General features: G+C 70.1%; 1 protein-coding gene. It reads left to right on the top strand.

Annotation, left to right across the window (positions count from 1 at the left end):
- A partial coding sequence (locus G5C51_RS40055) for a non-ribosomal peptide synthetase (RefSeq protein WP_165245558.1) occupies nt 1-4469 on the top strand: 4469 nt, incomplete at both ends.

Below are 4469 nucleotides of genomic sequence, written 5' to 3'. Positions count from 1 at the left end.
GTGTGGGGCGCGGGGATCTGGTCGGGGTGGTGATGGAGCGCTCGGCGGATCTGGTGGGGGTGTTGCTGGGTGTGGTGAAGGCAGGTGCGGCCTTCGTGCCTGTCGATCCGTCCTATCCGCGGGAGCGGATCGGGTTCATGCTGGCGGATTCGGCTCCGGCGCTGGTGGTGTGCACGGCGGCGACCGAGGAAGTGGTCCCCGCCGGCTTCGTCCGCATGGTGTATGAGGCTTCGGTGGTGGCGGATCGTATTCCGGGATCCGTGGCAGTGGCGGGCCGACCGGAGGATGCGGCGTATGTGATCTATACGTCCGGGTCGACCGGCACCCCCAAGGGTGTCGTGGTCACCCACAGCGGTATCGGGAATCTTGCGGCGAGTCAGGTGGAGCGCTTTGGCGTCGAACCGGGCTCGCGGGTGCTGCAGTTGGCGTCGTTGAGCTTTGACGCAGCCGTGTCGGAGCTGTGCATGGCGTTGCTGTCGGGGGCGTCGTTGGTGATGGCCGGGGCTGACCGGTTGCCGCCGCACGGGTCGTTGACCGAGGTGGCGTCCGCGTTCGGGGTCACGCATGTGACGGTGCCGCCGTCGGTGCTGGCGACGGTGGAGGAACTGCCTGTCGAGGTGGGCACGGTGGTGGTGGCCGGCGAGGCCTGCGCGCCCGGTCTGGTGGAGCGATGGTCGTCGGGCCGGCGGCTGGTCAATGCGTACGGGCCGACGGAGGTGACGGTCTGCGCGACGATGAGCCGGCCGCTCTCACCGACAGACGAGGGCCCGGTGCCGATCGGGCAGCCGATCGGCAACACCCAGGCGTATGTGCTGGACGACTTCCTGCAGCCGGCTGCCGTGGGTGTGACCGGTGAGCTGTACGTCTCAGGCCCAGGCCTGGCGCGCGGCTACCTCGACAAGCCGACCCTGACCGCGGAACGCTTCATCGCCTCCCCCTTCGCCAACGGGGGCCCGGCGGCCCGGATGTACCGGACCGGTGACCTCGTGCGCTGGACCCCTGACGGAGATCTGGTGTTCGCCGGCCGGGCGGATGAGCAGGTGAAGATCCGCGGGTTCCGTATCGAACCCGGCGAGATCGAATCCCTCCTCGCCGCCCACGAGTCCGTCGCCCACGCGGCAGTCATCGTCCGCGAGGACCGCCCCGGCGACAAACGCCTCATCGCCTACGTCGTCGCGGGCCAAGAACACATGGATGTCTCGGCGTTGCGGCAATACGCAGCCGACCGCCTGCCCGACTACATGGTCCCGTCGGCCATCGTGGCGCTGGAGTCCCTCCCCATCACGGTGAACGGGAAGCTCGACCGAGCCGCCTTCCCCGCCCCCGACTTCGCCGGTGCCACCGGCGGACGCGGCCCGGCGACCCCGGTCGAGGAAGTGCTCTGCGGCCTCTTCGCCGAGGTCCTGGGCCTGGAGCAGGTCGGCGCCGAGGCATCATTCTTCGACCTCGGCGGCGACTCGCTGCTCGCCATGCGGCTGGTTGCCCGTATCCGTGCGGTGCTCGATGTCGAGCTGAGCATCCGTGCCCTGTTCGCCTCGCCGACGGTCGCCGAGGTGGCCCGACTGGTCGACGACGCCGACGGCGAGACCCGAGTCGCGCTGCGGCCGCAGCCGCGCCCTGACGTGCTGCCGCTCTCGTATGCGCAGCAACGGATGTGGTTCCTCAACCGCTTGGAGACGACCGACCCGGCCGCTGCAGCGGCCTACAACATGCCCTTTGCGCTACGGATGACCGGCGAGCTCGATGTCGGCGCGCTAGAGGCGGCGCTCGGGGATCTCGCCGACCGGCACGAGAGCCTGCGGACGATCTTCCCCGAAACCGAGGGCGCCGCCTGCCAGCAGGTGCTGGAGGGCGCCGCAGGCCGCCCCCCGCTGATGATCGTCGAGACCACCGAGGACGAGGCCGAAGCAGTTCTCGCGGCACACGCAGGTCGTGGCTTCGATCTGAGCGTGGACCTGCCGTGGCGGATCCGGCTGCTGGTCACCGGTCCGTCCGAGTACGTCCTGCTCATCGTCGCGCATCACATCGCTGTGGACGGCTGGTCGCTTGGGGTGCTGACCCGGGATCTGGGCACCGCCTATGCGGCTCGTCGTGCGGGGCGCGCACCGGGGTGGGAGCCGTTGCCGGTGCAGTACGCCGACTACGCGCTCTGGCAGCGCGAGGTGCTCGGCGAACTCGACGACGACGACAGCGTGGTCAGCGGGCAGCTCGCGTACTGGCGGGACGCCTTGGCCGACGCGCCGCAGGAGCTGGTGTTGCCGACGGACCGCCCGCGGCCGGCGACGCCCTCCTTCCAGGGCCGTTCCGTGGATCTCGAAGTGAGTGCGGAGACCCATGCGCGGCTGGTGGAGATCGCCGGGCGTGGGCGGTCGACGATGTTCATGGTGGTGCAGGCCGCCGTGGCGGTGCTGCTGTCCCGGGTGGGCGCGGGCGACGACATCCCGGTCGGCACCGCGGTCGCGGGCCGGGGGGACGCTGCGCTGGATGATCTGGCCGGCTTCTTCGTCAACACCCTGGTGCTGCGCACCGACCTCAGCTCCGATCCGTCATTCACGGAGCTGCTGGGCCGGGTGCGGGAGCGTGGCCTGGCTGCGTACGCCCATCAGGATGTGCCCTTCGAGCGGCTGGTCGATGAACTCACTCCATCCCGGTCGCTCTCCCGCAATCCGCTGTTCCAGGTGATGCTGGCGCTGCAGAACGCCGGCGAGGAGCAGTGGGAGCTGCCGGGCCTCGAAGTCGGGCCGGTGCCGTCGGCGGCCAATGCGGCAGCCCGTTTCGACTTGGCTGTGAATCTGGCCGAGCAGCGGGACGAGGGCGGCGCACCGGCGGGGATCTTCGGCGGGATTCTGTATGCCACGGACCTCTTCGACGAGGCTACGGCGCAGGCGCTGGCGGATCGTCTGGTGCGGGTGCTGGAGCAGATCGCGGTGCGGCCGGACGTGCGGGTCAGCGAGATCGACGTAATGGAGGCGGCTGAGCGGTCGCTGGTGGTGGACGCGTGGAATGACACGGCGCAGCCGGTGCCGGCGCGTTCCCTGGTGGAGCTGTTCGAGGCCCAGGTCGTACGGTCGCCGGGCGCTGTCGCCGTCCGATGCCAGGCTGAGGCGCTCTCTTATGCGGAGCTGGAGGTGCGGGCGAATCGGCTGGCGCGATATCTGCGCGGGCTCGGAGTGGGCCGGGAGAGTCGCATCGGTCTCCGGCTACCGCGTGGGGTGGACATGGTCGTCGCCATCCTTGCGGTGTGGAAGGCCGGGGGTGCGTACGTTCCGCTGGACCCGGACTATCCGGCCGACCGGCTGGACTTCATGGTCGCGGACAGCGGCGCAGAACTCGTACTGGACAGCGGGCTCTTGGCCGAGTCCGCGGAGGCGCTTGCGGCTGAGCCGGATGGGCCGCTGGGGGTGGCCATTGATGCGGATCAGTTGGCGTATGTGATCTACACGTCGGGGTCCACCGGGCGCCCGAAGGGCGTGGCTGTCGCCCACGGCGGGATAGCGAACCTGGCTGAGACGATGCGGCCGGTCCTGGGCGTAGCAGAGGGCGAGGTGGCGCTGCAGTTCGCGTCCTTCAGCTTCGACGCAGCCGTCCTCGATGTCGCGGTCACGCTGGCGGCCGGTGGAACCCTGGCGATCGCCGCAAGCCACGAGCGTACGGAGCCGGAGCTGCTGGCCGAGATGATCCGCGATACGGGCGTCACCGTGGCCAGCGTGGTGCCGTCACTGCTGGGCGTACTGGACCCGCAAGCGGTGCCGGGTGTGCGCAATTGGGTTCTCGGAGCAGAGCGTCTGACCGCCGATCTGGCGTCCCGCTGGGTCGGTCGGACCCACATGTGGAATACATACGGGCCGACCGAGGCCACCGTCATCACCACCGCGGTCCCGGTGGATGCAGGGACTACACCGGAAAGTGCGTCGCCGGCGATCGGTCGTCCGCTCGGCAACACTCAGGTGTTCGTGCTGGACGACTTCTTGCAGCCGGTGCCGCCCGGCGTGACGGGCGAGCTTTACGTGGCCGGGGCAGGCCTAGCCCGCGGCTACGTGGGCCGCCCCGACCTGACCGCCGAACGATTCGTCGCCTGCCCCTATACGCCAGGCGAGCGGATGTACCGGTCCGGAGACCTGGCCCGCTGGACCACCGACGGCACCCTGCAGTTCGCGGGACGGGCGGATGAGCAGGTCAAGATCCGCGGCTTCCGGGTGGAGCCCGGCGAGGTCGAATCCGTCATCGCCGCCCACACCTCAGTCGGCCAAGCGGCCGTGCTCGTACGGGAGGACCGCCCGGGCGAGCGGCGTCTGGTCGCCTACGTCGTCCCGGCCACCGACAGCGACGGCGACATCGACACGACGCAGCTGCGCGAGCACACCGCCTCCCGCCTGCCGGAGTACATGATCCCGACCGTCGTCCCCCTGGAGGCCCTGCCGCTCACCCCCAACGGAAAGCTCGACCGCACCGCCCTCCCCGCCCCCGAC

Source organism: Streptomyces coryli (genome assembly GCF_011044975.1).
In the GTDB taxonomy this organism is placed as follows: Bacteria; Actinomycetota; Actinomycetes; order Streptomycetales; family Streptomycetaceae; genus Streptomyces; species Streptomyces coryli.
The sequence above is the reverse complement of the archived record's forward strand: the minus strand, read 5'-3'. Positions and strand labels throughout refer to the sequence as shown.